Raw genomic sequence first — 15,521 nt, 5'->3', positions numbered from 1 at the left:
TTATTTTGTTGCGGAGTACGCCTTGCGTCTGTTTCACACCTCCGACTGGCACCTTGGGCAGAACCTGCACGGCCAGGAGCGCGATTTCGAGCATGCCTGCTTTCTCGACTGGCTGCTGCGTCAGCTGAAGCTGGATCAGCCTGATGTGCTGCTGATCGCCGGCGATATCTTTGACACGGTCAACCCGCCGGTCAAAGCCCAGGAACGCCTCTACGATTTCATCGTCAGCGCCCACGAACAGCAGCCGTTGCTGACCATCGTGATGATCGCCGGCAACCACGACTCCGGCTCGCGCATCGAGCTGCCTGCGCCGTTGATGCGGCGCTTGCGCACTCACGCCCTCGGTCGCGTGCTGTGGCTCGATGACGGTCAACTGGATGCCGAACGCCTGTTGCTGCCGTTGCCGGATGCCAGCGGCGAAATTGTCGCCTGGTGCCTGGCGTTGCCGTTCTTGCGCCCCGCTGAAGTGACCGGCGCGCATTTGGGTGATAACTACTTGCGCGGCATCGGCCAGGTTCATGAATGGCTGATCGAAGCGGCCAACGCCAAGCGCAAGCCGGGCCAGGCGCTGATCGCCATCAGCCATGCGCACATGGCTGGCGGTTCGGTCTCGGAAGACTCCGAACGCAGTTTGATCATTGGCAACGCCGAAGCCCTGCCCGCCAGTCTGTTCGGGCCGAGCATCAGTTATGTCGCCCTCGGGCATTTGCACAAGCCGCAGAAGGTCAACGGTGAAGAGCGCATCCGCTACTGCGGCTCGCCGATTCCGTTGTCGTTCTCCGAGATCAATTACCCGCATCAGATCCTCGACATTCAGCTCGATGGCGAAACATTGGTCAGCGTCGAACCGCGCCTGATTCCGCGCTCTGTCCACTTGCAACGCCTCGGCGCCGCGCCGTTGGCGGAAATCCTGCTGCAACTGGCCGACCTGCCCAACATCGACCTGCTCGCCGATATCCAGCGCCAGCCTTGGCTGGAAGTGCGGGTCCGTCTCGACGAACCGCAACCGGACCTGCGCCATCAAGTGGAAACCGCCCTGCAAGGCAAAGCCGTACGGCTGGTGCGGATTGCCGCCGAATACGCCGGCAACGGCAGCCGCGACGGCGTCGATGACGGCGCAACCTTGATCGAACTGGATCAGCTTTCGCCCCAGGAACTGTTCAGCCGCGCGTGGCAGGACAACTACGGCAGCGAGGTCGACGAGCAAACGCTCAAGGACTTCGCCGAGCTGTTGCAAGACGTGCAGATGGAGAGCGAACAGCCATGAAAATTCTCGCGATCCGCCTGAAAAACCTCGCCTCCCTGGCCGGGCCGTTTGAAATCGACTTCACTGCGGAGCCCTTGGCCAGTGCCGGTCTGTTCGCGATTACCGGGCCGACCGGTGCCGGCAAAAGCACGCTGCTCGACGCCCTGTGCCTGGCGCTGTTTGGCGCCGTGCCACGCCTGAACAACACCGGTCGCGATGCCAAGGTCCCGGACGCCGATGGCGAAATCGGCACCGGCGACCCGCGCACCCTGCTGCGTCGCGGCACCGGCGAAGGGTATGCAGAAGTGGATTTCGTCGGCATCGACGGTCGCCGCTATCGCGCTCGCTGGGAGGCCAATCGCGCCCGGGAAAAGGCCGGCGGCAAACTGCAAGCCAGTCGCCAGAGCCTGCGTGACATCGATCAGGATCAACTGCTGGCCAGCCAGAAAGGCGAATACAAAGCACAGCTCGAAGCCGCGCTGGGCCTGAACTTCGAACAGTTCACCCGCGCTGTAATGCTGGCTCAGAGCGAGTTCAGCGCCTTCCTCAAGGCTGACGACAACGACCGCAGCGAGCTGCTGGAAAAGCTCACCGACACCGCGCTCTACACCCGTCTCGGTCGCCGCGCCTTCGACAAGACCAAAGAAGCCCGCGAAGCCCACAAGTTATTGCAGGATCAGGCCACCGGGGTCACGCCGCTGTCGCCAGAAGCCCGGGCCGAACTCGATGAGCGCTTCAACGAGGCTCAGCAGCAACTCAAGACCCAGCAGGCACAGCTCAAACAGTTGGAGTTGCAACACACCTGGCTCAAGGACCTGCGCCAGTTGCAAGACTCGCAACAGAGCGCCACCGAGCAACTGCAAACTGCCCAGCAACACTGGAACAGCCTGGCCGGCGAGCGCTTGAAGCTGACTCGCCTGGAGCAACTGGCCCCGCAACGGCATCAGTTCGCCCGCAAGACCGAACTTACCACCCAGCTCACGCCGTTGGCAGCGCAGATTCAGCAACACACGCAACAGCAAAGCGAGCTGAGCGCGCGACAGACTCAACTCGAACAGAGTCTGAGCGCTGCGCAAACGGCGCTGACCCAAGCGCAAAGCCAACACACCTCCAGCGCGCCCCTGCTGCGTCAGGCCTTCGAGGAGCAAAGCACCCTCGCCCGCCTGGTCAAGGACGCCAGTCTCAGTGCCGACCTCAAGCAGCAGGCGGAACTGGCCTGTGCTCAGGGTCAGGGCACGATTCAGGGTTTGCTCGAGCAACAGAAACAGGTCGCCGAACGGTTGCAACGGATTGCCGGGGAGCTTGAGCAGAGCACCCATCTGGCGCCATTGAGCGATGCCTGGAACGCCTACCGCGATCGCCTGCAACAACTGATGCTGATCGGCAATCGCCTGAACAAGGGCCAGGCCGAACTGGCCGCCCTCGAGCAAAGCGCCGCCCGCGCCGCCGAGGAACTGGCCACCCAGCGCCAGAGCCTTGAGGTGCTGTACAAAGAGGCCGGCGCCGAGCCTGAAGCGGTGGCCGAGCAGATTCAGATCCTCGGCAGTTTGCTGCAGGACAACCGCAAGCAACTGCGGGCCTTTGAAGAGCTGACGCGGCTTTGGGCCAGCCAGCAGGAACTGGACAAACGCGGCGCCGAGCTTCAGCAGCGGCAACTCGCCGCTCAACAAGACCGCGATCGTCTGACCCAGGACGGGGTGAAGACCAAGGCAGAACTGAGCGTCGCCGAACAGACCCTCACCGTCACCCGCGAACTGCTGGAGCGTCAACGTCTGGCGCGCAGTGCCAGTGTCGAAGAACTGCGTGCGCAGTTGCAGGACGATCAGCCGTGCCCGGTTTGTGGCAGCCCGGACCATCCTTATCATCAGCCTGAAGCCTTGCTGCAAAGCCTCGGCCGGCATGATGAAAGCGAACAGGCCAACGCTCAGAAAGCCGTCGATCTGCTCAAGGAAAAACTCACCGATCTGCGTGCCGAAGTCGGCGGTTTGATTGCTCAGCAAAAGGAATTGCTGCAACAGCAGGATCAGCTCGCGACTCAGCAACAAGGCCTGACGCCGAGCCTGGAGGCGCACCCACTGTCCGCGCAACTGTTGGCCCAGGACGCAAGTAAACGCGATGCCTGGCTAACGCAACAAAGCAGCCAGTTGAACCAGAGCATCACGCAGGATGAACAACGGCAAACCGCCCTGCTCACCCTGCAACAGGATGCCGCGCGCCTTGCGCAACAACTGCGCAGCGCGGAAGCGGCGAGTCAGCAAGCCACACAACACCTGATCAACCAACAACGTGAATTGAGCAGTGATCGCCATCGTCTGGACGAAGAACTGAAGGCGTTCAGCACCCTGCTCCCGGCCGACACACTGGAGGCCTTGCGCAACGAACCCGCCGCGACCTTCATGCAGCTCGACCGGCAGATCGCCCAGCGTCTGCAACAACTTGACCAGCAGCGCGAAGAACTCGGCGAACAGCAACAGCGCCAGCAGACGCTGGAGAAAGAACAGTACCAACAGCAGACCCGCATCCAGCAACAGGAAGCTGCGCAGCAGCAGTTCACGGCGCTGACCGGGCAGCAACAGGCTTGCCAGGAAAAACTGACGCAACTGCTGGGCGAACATGCCAGCGCCGAACAGTGGCAGCAGCAACTGGATCACGCCGTCGAGCAGGCGCGCACTGCCGAAGCGACGGCCAATCAGGAACTGCAAACCGTGCGCACGCGGCTTGTGCAACTGGCCGCTGAGCTGAAGGCTCAGCAAGAACGACTGCTAGCGCTGGAAACCGAAGACCGCGAGCTGAGCGCCAAGATCGCCGACTGGCGCGCACAACATCCAGAACTGGACGACGGAGGACTGGAAGATTTGCTCGGCATCGACGACCAACAGGTCAGCGAACTGCGTCAACGTTTGCAGCAGAGCGAAAAAGCCATCGAGCAAGCCAAAGTGCTGCTGCAGGAGCGGGATAAGCGCCTGCTCGATCATCAGGCGCAGCACAACGGCAATCTCGCCGCCGAACAACTGGCCACGACGCTGGTCGAGCTGCAAAACCTGTTCGCTGCCAGCGAGCACCGATGCGCCGAATTGCGCGCCGAACAGGCCGAGGATCAGCGTCGACAGAATGCCAATCAGGCGCTGGCGCAGCAGATTGCCGACGCCTACGCCGAGTACCAGCGTTGGGCACGTTTGAGTGCGCTGATCGGTTCCGCCACCGGCGACACCTTCCGCAAGATCGCCCAGGCCTACAACCTCGATTTGCTGGTGCATCACGCCAACGTCCAGTTGCGGCAACTGGTGCGGCGCTATCGCCTGAAACGTGGCGGCAGCATGCTCGGGTTATTGGTGATGGACACCGAGATGGGCGACGAACTGCGCTCGGTGCATTCGCTGTCCGGCGGCGAGACGTTCCTGGTGTCACTGGCCCTGGCGCTCGGTTTGGCGTCGATGGCTTCGAGCACGCTGAAAATCGAATCGCTGTTCATCGACGAAGGCTTCGGCAGTCTCGACCCGGAATCCCTGCAACTGGCCATGGACGCTCTCGACGGTTTGCAGGCGCAAGGACGCAAGGTCGCGGTGATTTCCCACGTGCAGGAAATGCATGAGCGGATTCCGGTGCAGATTCAGGTCCACCGCCAAGGCAACGGCCTGAGTACGCTGGAGGTGAAATGAATACGCTGTATTCGTTCCGCCGCTGTCCCTACGCCATGCGCGCCCGCATGGCCCTGCGCTATTCGGGGGTTGCGGTGCAGATCGTCGAGGTCAGCCTCAAGGCCAAACCGGCCGAAATGCTCGCACTGTCGGGCAAAGGCACGGTGCCGGTGCTGAGTGTGGATGGGCGGGTGATCGATGAGAGCCTGGACATCATGCGCTGGGCACTGGCGCAGAACGATCCGCAAGACTGGTTACTCAAGGATGATCCGCAAGCACAGCAACACAGCGCCGCACTGATCGAAGAGAACGATCAAGTGTTCAAGGTGCACCTGAATCACTACAAGTACGCCGAGCGTTATCCCGAGCAGCCGATGGCTGTTTATCGCGCCGAGGGCGAGGTGTTCTTGGGCAAGCTGGATGAATTGCTGGAGGGGCGCGACTACTTGCTGGCCGATCACCCGAGCCTGGCGGATATCGCCCTGATGCCGTTCGTGCGGCAGTTCGCCCACGTGGATCGCGAGTGGTTCGGGCAGACGCCTTATGTGCGGTTGCAGGCGTGGTTGCAGCGCTTCATCGACTCAGATCTGTTCACATCAGTCATGGCGAAAACTCGGTCCCTGTAGGAGCTGCCGAAGGCTGCGATCTTTTGATTTTGATTTTTAAGGTCAAAAGATCGCAGCCTTCGGCAGCTCCTACAGGGGATTCAGGCCAACACCGCGCACATCCCCAACACCGAGCAATCCACCTGGAATGGCCCGAAGAATTCGCCATTGGGTTTGATCGGCGGATTGCCCACCAACAGCTCCAGAGCCTTGGCGGTCTGAATGTTGTGGGCGATGTTGTGGTTGCATTCGATAGCCCGCGCCACCGACCCCGCCGAGCCCTGCCCGATCCCAAGCAAAGAAGCGCCATTGGTCATGAACGCCAGGAAGGCGATGACCCAGAGCTTGCGTCCTTTCATGCCCCCACCACTCCCGCCACGTCGGCATGATCGAGCAATACATTTGGCGCGCGGTGTTCGAATTGAATGGCGGGATAAGCGACCTGGATCGGTGCTTGAACGGTTTGTTGCGATTGAGCCGAAAGGCTGACGAGCAACACCATGGCCACGTAAAGACCGATGGCCAGGTAAGCGCCGTATTTGGCAGAAGTAATGATTGCGCTGGCCATGGTGTTCTCCGTGGGCATGTTTCAGTGCCCACAGAATCGATCAAAAAACAGAAGTTAACTAGCGACCTTTATGCATAGTCGCTATCAGTTTTATTGATCATGAACCCAGCATGTTTCAGTCTTCGATAAAACTCATCAAGCGCTCGCGGGCCGCTTCAGGCTCGTTGGGAACGGGCTGGGCAGCCGACAGAATCGGGGTGGAGTAGAGAAACAGGAGAACCACTGCCAGACGCATCGCCATGCTGTCGATCCTTTTAGGGAAGGAGTCAAAAAATCAGCGTCAAATTTAAACTCATGGCCATGTGATATCAAGCAATACATTGATAGCAATATGATGCTGTCGTAAACGCGTTATGCAGGAGCGACATCACTTCAACGCTCTTCGATGCTTACAGCACGATCGGCAAGTGACTTCGCTCCTGCATAAAAGGTGCAGGGTTTACATTTCAGTGTTGGGATTTGTGATCCAGTGCGGCGTAGAAGTTGGCGCTCTGTTGCAGGTATTTCTGGGTATAGCTTTGGGCGTGGGATTTTCTGTCGCTGATTTCAACGTTGGCGCTGGCAGGCAGTGCAACAGTGGCAGAGATAGCGGAAGCGGCGATGACGGAGAAGACATTGAAGTTCATGGCGGTATTCCTCGGGTTCAGTTGGCTTGCTTGCCCGGTGGGGCCGTGAAGCAAACTTAACGCCCGAGGGTCGGCGCCTTGAAATGCTTTGTAGCATTAGCCGATATCAGTCTCATTAATAGAAGGTTGCAGGCCCCATCAACCGGGGCCTGCGGTCTATTGACGCACCAGGAACTTGAGATCGCTGGGGGCATCCATCGGCAGTTTCTGCACGGTTTTACCCAACAGCCCAGTCTTGGCATCGCGCTCGACGACGACAATCTGGTTGCTCTTCTGGTTGGCAATCAGCACGAACTTGCCACTCGGGTCGAGGCTGAACTCGCGCGGGTGATCACCGTCTACCGAGCGGCGCTGAAGCTCCTTGAGATGCCCGGTCGCCGGGTCGATGGCGAACACCAGCAACTGATTGGTGGTGCCACGGTTGCTGACGTAAAGGAACTTGCCGTCGGCCGAGGCGTGAAGCGCAGCCGCAGCCTTACCCGATGTCGGCAGACCCGCCGCCAGATCGACCAACTGCGTTTGCTCAAGCTTGCCGTCGCGGTAATCGAACACTGCGACTTGCGCGCTCATTTCCATGGTCAGCCAAGCGTGCTTGCCATCGGCGCTGAACAGCAAGTGTCGCGGCCCGCTACCAGGTGGCAACTGGACGGACGCGGGTTTGGCGGCGGTCAATGGTCGTTCCGGATTGGCCTTGGGATCGAAGCGATAGACGAAGATCTTGTCCGCTCCCAAGTCGTTGGAAAACACGTATTGGCCATCCGGCGATGAAACCACCGAATGCACGTGCGCCGACTTCTGCCGCTCGGGGTTGACCCGGCTGGACGGATGACTGCTCATCTGCACCACGGCTTTTAGCTTGCCGTCGGTGCCCACCGGTAACACCGCCAGGGTGCCGCCCGGGTCTTCAGCCACCGAGTAGTTGCTGACAAACACGTGGCTGGCATCACCGCTGACGCTCGAGTGCGTCGGCTCGTTGCCCAGGGTTTGCACCCGACTGATCAGGTTCAACTCATTGGTCTTCGGGTCAATTGCATAACTGCTGATACGCCCTACCGGATCCGCCTGTCCCGGGCCGTTTTCGTTGACCGCGAACAGGCGCTGTTGATCCTTGGACACGGCCAGCCAGGACGGATTGGCGCTCTTCACCACCTGCAGGGGTGTGGCGTCGATCTGCCCGGTGCGGCTGTCGAAGTTCAGACGATAAATCCCTTGGCTCTGGCCGGCGGTGTAAGAGCCCACCAGCAATTCGTAACTGTCGACCGGGGCCGCTTGCACGCCCATTGCGCCGACGCTGCCAGCCATCAACAGTGGCCAGAAGTTACGCATCCTCATTCGTTTCGTCCTCATCGTCACCACCGCCGAACGCTTCCATAGGCACCAGCCGGTGCTCGCCGGAATCGCCGGTAATGATCCAGCTCTTCAAGTCGGGATCGAACGTCGCCGCCGCGATCTGGGCCATGCTGAACTCCCAGCGCTTGAGCGCCCGACCGTCCATGCATTCGATGTGCAGGTTATCGTCTTCATCGAGGGAGAAGTCGAACGCGTGCAGCCCGTCGATTTCAAGCATGTCGCAGTGTTCGAGGGCGCTGAGCAAGGTGTTGGTTACGGCAGTCATGGCAGTCAATCTTTGAATGGGAAAGAGGCAATGATAGCGCACTGCGCCGCTCTCCCCCGTAGGAGCTGCCGAAGGCTGCGATCTTTTGATCTTGATTTTTTCGGAGCCGCTGAAAATCAGAATCAAAAGATCGCAGCCTTCGGCAGCTCCTACGGGTTGCGCTCAACCGTTAGAGCGCATCGCGCGATGGCTTGCCGTCGACCAGGCGCTGGATGCGCAGCGGATTACCATTTTTCAGCGCTTCCGGCAGCAGGCTGTCGGGGTAGTTCTGGAAGCACACCGGGCGCAGGAAACGGTCGATGGCCAGGGTGCCCACCGAGGTGCCGCGCGCATCGGATGTCGCCGGATACGGCCCGCCATGAACCATCGAATCACAGACTTCCACGCCGGTCGGATAGCCGTTAAGCAGGATTCGTCCGACCTTCTGCTCCAGCAATGCCGTCAGCTCACCGAATTGTTCGAAGTCCGCCGGCTCACCGATGATCGTTGCCGTCAGCTGCCCATGCAGACCGTTCAAAGCGGCATTGAGTTGCGCCTGATCCGCCACTTCGACGAACACCGTGGTCGGGCCGAATACTTCCTCTTGCAGCACTTCATCGCCATCGAGCAACAGGCTCACATCGGCCTTGAACAGTTGCGGTTGCGCCTGATTGCCTTGTTGCGGACTGCCCGCCAAATGCTCGATCTTCGGATGCGCGAGAAGCTTCTGCAGGCCCTTGCCATAGCTGCTCAAGGTGCCGGCATTGAGCATGGTTTGCGCCGGTTGATCGCCAATCAGCCCCGCCACCTGCTGCACGAACGCGCTGAACTGCGGCGAACGAATACCGATCACCAACCCCGGATTGGTACAGAACTGCCCACAACCCTGCACCACCGACGCCGTGAGGTCTCGGGCGACGCTTTCAGCACGAGCTTCCAGCGCTTGAGGCAGCACGATCACCGGGTTGATGCTCGACATCTCGGCGAACACCGGAATCGGCTGCGCACGTGCCGCGGCCATGTCGCACAGCGCACGGCCACCTTTGAGCGAACCGGTAAAACCGACCGCCTGAATGGCCGGGTGCTTGACCAGCGCTTCACCCACCCCGCCGCCGTAGATCATGTTGAACACACCGGCAGGCATCGACGTTTTCTCGGCAGCGCGGATCACGGCCTCGGCCACCCACTCAGCAGTTGCCATGTGGCCGCTGTGGGCCTTGAACACTACCGGACAGCCAGCGGCCAATACCGAAGCGGTATCGCCGCCCGCCGTGGAAAACGCCAGCGGAAAGTTGCTCGCACCAAACACGGCGACCGGCCCGAGGCCGATGCGGTACTGACGCAAATCCGGTCGCGGCAATGGTGTGCGCTCAGGCAGCGCCCGATCAATACGCGCCCCATAGAAATCACCACGCCGCAGCACCTTAGCGAACAGACGCATCTGGCCGCTGGTGCGACCACGCTCTCCTTGAATACGACCGGCCGGCAACGCAGTTTCGCTACAGACCACGGCGACAAAGTCATCACCCAACGCGTCCAGTTCATCGGCAATCGCATCGAGAAATTGCGCACGTCGTTCGGCGCTCAGGATGCGATAGGCCGGGTAAGCGGCGGCGGCAGCCTTTGCGGCGGCGTCGACCTCTTCAAGGGTGGCCTGATAGAAGTCGTGAGGCAAAGCCTCGCCAGTGCTGGCGTCGATGCTCTGGAGTTTGACGGTGCCGGTAGCGCTGCGCTGACCGCCAATGTAGTTGTGACCAAGAATCCGGGTCATGGGTGTCTCCTTAAAGTGTGCCGACGGTGCCGGGTTCGAACGCCGCTTCAACGGGTTCAATGCCGTTGATCAAGGGTGCGCCGAACTCGGCCTGACTGATCTCGAACACGTCACCCGGCTGGGTGCGGATGCCATCGGCGAAGGACAAGGTCGCAGTGCCGAAGAAGTGAATGTGTACGTCGCCGGGGCGCAGGAACTGGCTGTACTTGAAATGGTGGTACTCGAGGTTTTCCACGCTGTGGCACATGTTCGCTTCGCCACTGAGGAACTCGTTCTGCCACAGCACTTCACCATTGCGCAGGATGCGGCTGGTGCCGGCCAGATGCGGGGGCAATTCGCCGACCCGAAGCTCCGGGCCATAACTGCAACTGCGCAGTTTCGAATGGGCCAGGTAGAGGTAATTCTTGCGCTCCATCACGTGATCGGAGAACTCGTTGCCCACCGCGAAACCGAGGCGATAGGGTTTGCCGTCGTGGCCGATCACATAGAGGCCGCTGAGCTCGGGCTCCTCCCCGGCATCTTCGGCAAACGGCGGCAGCGGGAACGGCTTGCCCGGTCGCACAACGATGCTGCCGTCGCCCTTATAGAACCACTCCGGTTGCACGCCGGCCTGGCCGGTCGCGGGTTTACCGCCCTCCACGCCCCACTTGAAGATGCGCATGGTGTCGGTCATGGCGGTTTCGTCGCCGGCCTGCTGATGCATTTTGTCCCGGGCCGAAGCGCTGCCCAGATGGGTCAGGCCGGTGCCGCTGACCAGCATGTGCGCCGGGTCCGGGTGATCCAGCGGCGGCAGGATTTGCAGATTGGCGAGCAGCGCTGAATAGTCATGGCTGATGCCCAACCCCAGGGTTTGAATCTGTTGCTCAAGATTGATGCCTGCCTCGATCGACGCCAACGCCAGATCCCGCACTGAGCGCGCATCCTGTACTTCGCGCACCAGGCCGTCCTCGACCACGCCGACACGGCGTTCGCCGTGACTCAATTCGAACTGAACTAAACGCATGATTTTCTCCTGTAAACAAACTCGAAAACGCCACAAAACCAATGTGGGAGCGAGCCTGCTCGCGATGAGGCCATTCAGTCCGACATCAATGTTGATTATCAGGCCGTCATCGCGAGCAGGCTCGCTCCCACAGTTGATGGGTGTTGATCCTCAGATTCAGGTGCGGGTAGCACCACGCGCACTGGCCGCAAATTCATCGGCCGGCAATACATGCTTACGCTCCAGCAACCGATAAACCACACCCGTCAGGACCAGGCCGAACACCATCACGCAGGACAGGAAATACAACCCCGACGCCAGATTGCCCGTGTATTCCTTCAACGCACCGATCACGAACGGACCGATGTAGCCGCCGAGGTTGCCCACCGAGTTGATCAACGCGATCCCCGCCGCCGCACTGGCGCCGGCAAAGAAGCGCCCCGGCAAGGTCCAGAACACCGCCGTGCAGGAAAACAGCGCGAACGCCACCAGGCACAGCGCCGCCAATTGCAGCACCGGCACGGTCAGCCAGGCGCTGAGGAACAGGCCGATGGCGCCCAATACATACAGCACCGCCAGATGGCCGTAGCGATCATTCAAGCGATCGGAACTGCGCGGAATGATCAGCAAACCGATGATCCCGAAGATGTACGGTACCGACGACACGAACCCGGTCATCAGGTCAGTGCCACCGAACTGCTTGATCAACGTCGGCAGCCACAAACCGAGACCGTAGATGCTCAGGGTCACCGGCAGATAGAACAGCGCCAGCAGCAACACGCGTTTGTCCTTCAGTGCATGCAGCGGATTGCCGTGGCGGGTCTGGCCGTACACCTCCAGGTCCTTTTTCAGCTCACCGGTCAGCCAGTCTTTCTCAGACTGGTCCATCCATTTCACCTGTTGCGGACCGTCCGGCAGGTAACGCAGCACCGGCCAGGTCAGCAGGATCGCGGGTGTGCCGATGACGATGAACAGCCACTGCCAGCCGTGCAGGCCAAGGATGCCGTCCATGCCCAGCAAGCCGCCGGACACTGGGCCGGTGATCATCATCGCGATGGGTTGGGAAAGGATGAACAACCCGAGAATCTTGCCGCGATGGCGAATCGGGAACCATTGGGTGATGTAGTACAGAACGCCCGGGAAGAACCCGGCTTCGGCCGCGCCGAGCAGAAAGCGCATCACATAGAAGCTGTTCGGTCCCTGGACGAACGCCATGCCGATGGTGATGGCACCCCAGGTGACCATGATCCGCGCAAACCAGCGCCTTGCGCCGAAGCGGTCGAGCATCAGGTTGCTGGGGATTTCCAGCAGGAAGTAGCCAATGAAGAACAGCCCGGCACCCAGGCCATAAGCCGCGTCACCCAGACCGATGTCGGCGCCCATGTGCAGCTTGGCGAAACCTACCGCGGAGCGATCCACATAGGCGATCAGGTACAGCAGGATCAGGAAGGGAATCAGTTTCAGCGTGATGCGACGGATAAGCCGCAGTTCCTGGCTCATGAGTTCGGTCTCCGATTGTTGTTGTTATAGAACCTCGGGGGACGCCTCTCGCAGAAAACTGCCAGGGCCATCCCTCCGTTGAAAATGACTATATAGTAATACTATTTAACCAACAACCCTTCCAAACAGGCGAAATTGCGCTTATGTTACGCCATAGCTCGAACAATATAGTCATACAATAAGAGAACCGATCATGTCTGATAAGAAACCCACCCTGCGCTCCGCCCAATGGTTTGGCACCGCCGACAAGAACGGCTTCATGTACCGCAGCTGGATGAAGAATCAGGGCATCGCCGACCACCAGTTCCACGGCAAGCCGATCATCGGCATCTGCAACACCTGGTCGGAACTGACCCCGTGCAACGCGCATTTCCGGCAGATCGCCGAGCACGTCAAACGCGGGGTGATCGAAGCCGGCGGCTTTCCAGTGGAATTCCCGGTGTTCTCCAATGGCGAATCGAACCTGCGCCCCACTGCCATGCTGACTCGCAACCTGGCGAGCATGGACGTTGAGGAAGCGATTCGCGGTAACCCGATCGATGGCGTGGTGCTGCTCACCGGCTGCGACAAAACCACCCCGGCGCTGCTGATGGGCGCGGCCAGTTGCGACGTGCCGGCGATCGTTGTCACCGGTGGGCCGATGCTCAACGGCAAGCACAAGGGCCAGGACATCGGCTCGGGCACGGTGGTCTGGCAGCTCAGCGAACAGGTCAAGGCTGGCACCATCACCCTTGACGATTTCCTCGCGGCCGAGGGCGGCATGTCACGCTCGGCCGGTACCTGCAACACCATGGGCACGGCCTCGACCATGGCTTGCATGGCCGAAGCACTTGGCACTTCCCTGCCCCACAACGCGGCGATTCCGGCGGTCGATGCACGCCGTTATGTGTTGGCGCACATGTCGGGCATGCGCGCGGTGGAGATGGTCCGCGAAGATTTGAAACTGTCGAAAATCCTGACCAAGGAAGCCTTCGAAAACGCCATCCGGGTGAACGCCGCCATCGGCGGTTCGACCAACGCGGTGATCCACTTGAAAGCCATCGCCGGGCGCATCGGCGTCGAACTGGACCTGGATGACTGGACCCGCATCGGTCGCGGCATGCCGACCATCGTCGACCTGCAACCGTCCGGGCGCTTCCTGATGGAAGAGTTCTACTACGCCGGCGGCTTGCCCGCGGTGCTGCGTCGCCTCGGCGAAGCGAACCTGATTCCGAACCCGAATGCCCTCACCGTCAACGGCAAAACCATCGGTGAAAACACCAAGGACGCGCCGATCTACGGCCAGGACGAAGTGATTCGCACCCTCGACAACCCGATCCGCGCCGATGGCGGCATCTGCGTGTTGCGCGGCAATCTGGCCCCGCTGGGTGCGGTGCTCAAGCCATCCGCCGCGAGCGCCGAATTGATGCAACATCGCGGGCGTGCGGTGGTGTTCGAGAACTTCGACATGTACAAGGCACGGATCAACGACCCGGAACTGGACGTGGATGCCAACTCGATTCTGGTGATGAAGAACTGCGGACCGAAGGGTTATCCGGGCATGGCCGAAGTCGGCAACATGGGATTACCGGCCAAGCTGCTGGCCCAGGGCGTGACCGACATGGTGCGGATTTCCGACGCACGCATGAGCGGCACCGCTTACGGCACCGTTGTTCTGCATGTGGCACCGGAAGCGGCGGCTGGTGGGCCTTTGGCGACCGTGAAGGAAGGCGACTGGATCGAGCTTGATTGCGCCAACGGGCGTTTGCACCTGGACATTCCGGATGCGGAGCTGGCAGCGCGCATGGCGGATCTGCAACCACCGCAACAGTTGATCGTGGGCGGTTATCGTCAGCTGTACATCGACCATGTGCTGCAGGCGGATCAGGGTTGCGACTTCGATTTCCTCGTCGGTTGCCGCGGAGCCGAGGTGCCGCGTCACTCTCACTGACAGCAAACATCCTTTGTGGGAGCTAGCCTGCTAGCGATTACGGTCTGTCAGTTGACGTTCATATTGACTGGCACACCGCAATCGCTAGCAGGCTAGCTCCCACATTTGCTTTGTATCAGCCTCAAGTCTGCGCCGCGCCTGCTATCATGCGCGGCACCCCATCGCACAGGATCGCGCCGTTCCCCATGGATTACCGCAAACCCTCCGACCGCAAAAGCATGCACTCGCGCATCGTCCAGGAATTGGGCATGCAGATCGTCTCGGGACGGTTCAAGCCGGACGACAAACTGCCCGCCGAAGCCCTGCTGTGCGAGGAATACGCGGTCAGCCGACCGGTGCTGCGCGAAGCCACTCGCGTATTGGTGGCCAAGGGCCTGGTGTATTCCCGTCCGCGGGTCGGCACGGTGGTCAAGCCGCGCAAGGAATGGCACATGCTCGACCCGGACGTGCTGCACTGGCTGATGCAAAGCAGTCCGCAAAATGAATTTTTTGATCTGCTGACCAGCGTGCGCAGCATCATTGAGCCGGCCGCCGCCGCGTTGGCCGCGCAGTTCGCCACCGACGAAGACATCGCCTCCATCGGTGAAGCCTACCAGCGCATGGAAGCGGCACCGACGCCTGAAGCCTTGCTGCAACCGGACCTGGATTTCCACAGCCGGATCGCCGACGCAACCCATAACGACTTGCTGGCGAACCTGTGCAACATGTTGTCGGTGGCCATTGCCGAAGCCTTGAAGCATTCCAACCAACGGCCGAATCTGCATGAACTGGCACTGCCACGGCACAAGGCGATCCTGACCGCTATCGAAAACCGTGACGCCCTCGGTGCCCGGCATGCAACGCTGGTGCAACTGGATGATGCGCGCAGTGCGCTAAGCACGGTACTCGGTCAAGTCTTGTAACCACACGCCATAACCCATTCCGCACAGGCGGTGACAGAATGAAATTTCCTGCTCAGGGCCGATGATCCGGCCCAGAGGCACGGACGCTATGACAGCGCCGACCTATAACACGAAAAGGATTTCGTCATGCTCACCCCTGTTGCACCGGTATCTCCTCCA

General features: G+C 60.6%; 14 protein-coding genes. 5 read left to right on the top strand and 9 right to left on the bottom strand.

What is annotated here, in order from left to right; translation table 11 throughout:
* Positions 1 to 22: 22 nt before the first annotated feature.
* The 3 genes from ACZ89R_RS00680 to ACZ89R_RS00670 are packed head-to-tail and all read left to right on the top strand — an operon-like array spanning position 23 to position 5,510.
* The gene (locus ACZ89R_RS00680) at positions 23 to 1,267 is read left to right on the top strand and encodes an exonuclease SbcCD subunit D C-terminal domain-containing protein (RefSeq protein ID WP_429547096.1); all 1,245 of its coding nucleotides are present in this window, start codon (positions 23 to 25) and stop codon (positions 1,265 to 1,267) included.
* The gene (locus ACZ89R_RS00675) at positions 1,264 to 4,905 is read left to right on the top strand and encodes an AAA family ATPase (RefSeq protein WP_429547097.1); all 3,642 of its coding nucleotides are present in this window, start codon (positions 1,264 to 1,266) and stop codon (positions 4,903 to 4,905) included. The genes ACZ89R_RS00680 and ACZ89R_RS00675 overlap by 4 nt, the downstream gene beginning before the upstream one ends.
* Positions 4,902 to 5,510 (top strand): glutathione S-transferase, encoded by a 609-nt coding sequence (locus ACZ89R_RS00670; RefSeq protein ID WP_429547098.1) that lies wholly within the window; start codon positions 4,902 to 4,904, stop codon positions 5,508 to 5,510. The genes ACZ89R_RS00675 and ACZ89R_RS00670 overlap by 4 nt, the downstream gene beginning before the upstream one ends.
* An 80-nt stretch (positions 5,511 to 5,590) precedes the next feature.
* Here ACZ89R_RS00670 and ACZ89R_RS00665 read toward each other — a convergent pair whose 3' ends face one another.
* From ACZ89R_RS00665 to ACZ89R_RS00625, 9 genes are all read right to left on the bottom strand, one after another.
* Entirely contained in the window at positions 5,591 to 5,848 is a 258-nt protein-coding gene (locus tag ACZ89R_RS00665) for a hypothetical protein (RefSeq protein WP_008067953.1), read from the bottom strand.
* The gene (locus ACZ89R_RS00660; protein ID WP_429547099.1) at positions 5,845 to 6,057 is read right to left on the bottom strand and encodes a hypothetical protein; all 213 of its coding nucleotides are present in this window, start codon (positions 6,055 to 6,057) and stop codon (positions 5,845 to 5,847) included. Before ACZ89R_RS00660 ends, ACZ89R_RS00665 begins: the two co-directional genes overlap by 4 nt.
* A gap of 115 nt (positions 6,058 to 6,172) precedes the next feature.
* Positions 6,173 to 6,298 (bottom strand): hypothetical protein, encoded by a 126-nt coding sequence (locus ACZ89R_RS00655; RefSeq protein ID WP_019579306.1) that lies wholly within the window; start codon positions 6,296 to 6,298, stop codon positions 6,173 to 6,175.
* A 205-nt stretch (positions 6,299 to 6,503) separates the two neighbouring features.
* Entirely contained in the window at positions 6,504 to 6,683 is a 180-nt protein-coding gene (locus tag ACZ89R_RS00650) for a hypothetical protein (RefSeq protein ID WP_123494314.1), read from the bottom strand.
* Positions 6,684 to 6,839: 156 nt separating this feature from the next.
* A complete protein-coding gene (locus tag ACZ89R_RS00645; protein WP_429547925.1) occupies positions 6,840 to 8,009 on the bottom strand; it encodes a lactonase family protein in 1,170 nt (389 codons plus the stop codon).
* Positions 8,002 to 8,298: a DUF5629 family protein gene (locus tag ACZ89R_RS00640; protein WP_429547100.1), complete on the bottom strand. Its 297-nt coding sequence runs from the start codon at positions 8,296 to 8,298 to the stop codon at positions 8,002 to 8,004. The genes ACZ89R_RS00645 and ACZ89R_RS00640 overlap by 8 nt, the downstream gene beginning before the upstream one ends.
* Before the next feature lie 169 nt (positions 8,299 to 8,467).
* The gene (locus ACZ89R_RS00635) at positions 8,468 to 10,048 is read right to left on the bottom strand and encodes an aldehyde dehydrogenase (NADP(+)) (protein ID WP_429547101.1); all 1,581 of its coding nucleotides are present in this window, start codon (positions 10,046 to 10,048) and stop codon (positions 8,468 to 8,470) included.
* 10 nt (positions 10,049 to 10,058) lie between these two features.
* Complete coding sequence (gene araD1 / locus ACZ89R_RS00630) at positions 10,059 to 11,051, bottom strand: AraD1 family protein (protein WP_429547102.1); 993 nt, start codon at positions 11,049 to 11,051, stop codon at positions 10,059 to 10,061.
* 156 nt (positions 11,052 to 11,207) lie between these two features.
* Positions 11,208 to 12,530 (bottom strand): MFS transporter, encoded by a 1,323-nt coding sequence (locus ACZ89R_RS00625; protein WP_429547103.1) that lies wholly within the window; start codon positions 12,528 to 12,530, stop codon positions 11,208 to 11,210.
* Positions 12,531 to 12,723: 193 nt separating this feature from the next.
* Here ACZ89R_RS00625 and ACZ89R_RS00620 point away from each other — a divergent pair, with 193 nt between their 5' ends.
* Positions 12,724 to 14,460, top strand: coding sequence for an IlvD/Edd family dehydratase (locus ACZ89R_RS00620; RefSeq protein WP_007901147.1), 1,737 nt, complete (start codon positions 12,724 to 12,726; stop codon positions 14,458 to 14,460).
* A 185-nt stretch (positions 14,461 to 14,645) separates the two neighbouring features.
* Positions 14,646 to 15,362 (top strand): FadR/GntR family transcriptional regulator, encoded by a 717-nt coding sequence (locus ACZ89R_RS00615; RefSeq protein WP_032830095.1) that lies wholly within the window; start codon positions 14,646 to 14,648, stop codon positions 15,360 to 15,362.
* The last annotated feature ends 159 nt before the right edge of the window (positions 15,363 to 15,521 follow it).

The organism is Pseudomonas sp. TE3728, assembly GCF_056279145.1.
Note: the sequence above shows the minus strand (reverse complement) of the source record. Positions and strands in the feature narration are given on the sequence as shown.